The sequence below is a fragment of the Pseudomonas laurentiana genome, from assembly GCF_014648275.1.
In the GTDB taxonomy this organism is placed as follows: domain Bacteria; phylum Pseudomonadota; class Gammaproteobacteria; order Pseudomonadales; family Pseudomonadaceae; genus Aquipseudomonas; species Aquipseudomonas laurentiana.
In genome coordinates this window covers 1-996 of sequence record NZ_BMQU01000083.1, presented here as the reverse complement: position 1 = coordinate 996, position 996 = coordinate 1, and the positions used below count along the sequence as shown (strand labels likewise).

The following is a 996-nucleotide window of genomic DNA, read 5'->3' as shown; positions in this document are numbered from 1 at the left end:
CAATATACTATAAATATTCCAAAAAAAACTATACTAACCAAAAAAATTACATTTCTCAAAAATTCATACCAATCTACAAAATTTTATAAATTTTTATACAAAAAATTTATTAACAACATAAAAAATTTTAATAATATATCAAAATCTATTCCTTCTTAATTAAAAAAAATTCCTATAACTCCAATAAACAAAATAAATAAAACCAAAATAAACATAAAAAATAAAATAATATTATCTAATTCATACAAATAATAAAAAATTCTTATATTAAATCCAAAATTTTCAACAATAATAAAAATTTAATTTCTTACATTATTACTTATTTTATATATTTTATTACAAAAAAAAAAAACTCTTTTTATATTATTCATTATTAATAATAATACTAACCCAAAATTTTTATTAAATTTTTTTTCTTCTTCTTTACCCCATAAAAAAAATAAATAAAAAAAACCACTTTTTTTTCCACTATAATTTAAAAAATAAATATTTAAATATCCTTCAAAAATAAATAAATAAATCCAAAACATATAAAATACAATTAATCCCACTATTAAACAAACTATTATTACAAAAATTAACAAAAATAACAAACTATCATTAAAAATTTCATCTTTCAACCAAAAACAAACAAAAAAAAAATACCACAAAAAAAAAATATTCCTATTAAAAAAACCATTTTTATAATCAAAACATATTTTATCAAACCACCCATAAAAATCATATTCTAACTTTTATCAATCTACTTTATTTCATTTAATTACTCATACTTATTCAAAAACTTTATTATTTTTAAAATCTAAATCCATTATTCATTCAATAAAAACTATAATTAAATATTCTCCCAATAAAAATCAAAATATAATTCTTATAAATAATTTAACAAAACATATCCCAATTACAAAAACAACCTTTTTAATAAAAACACTCTCTCTTTATAATATCCCCCCCCTTACTTATTTTTAATCAAAAAATAAAATTCTTAATAATAATTTA

2 pseudogenes are annotated in these 996 nt (G+C 15.5%); one reads left to right on the top strand and one right to left on the bottom strand.

The window, feature by feature from the left end:
- Window positions 1–530, bottom strand: a pseudogene (locus IE038_RS25545) (NADH dehydrogenase subunit F C-terminal domain-containing protein); the annotation flags it as partial.
- Window positions 531–747: 217 nt separating this feature from the next.
- Here IE038_RS25545 and IE038_RS25540 point away from each other — a divergent pair.
- Window positions 748–966: pseudogene (locus IE038_RS25540) on the top strand (proton-conducting transporter transmembrane domain-containing protein); the annotation flags it as partial.
- Window positions 967–996 lie beyond the last annotated feature (30 nt).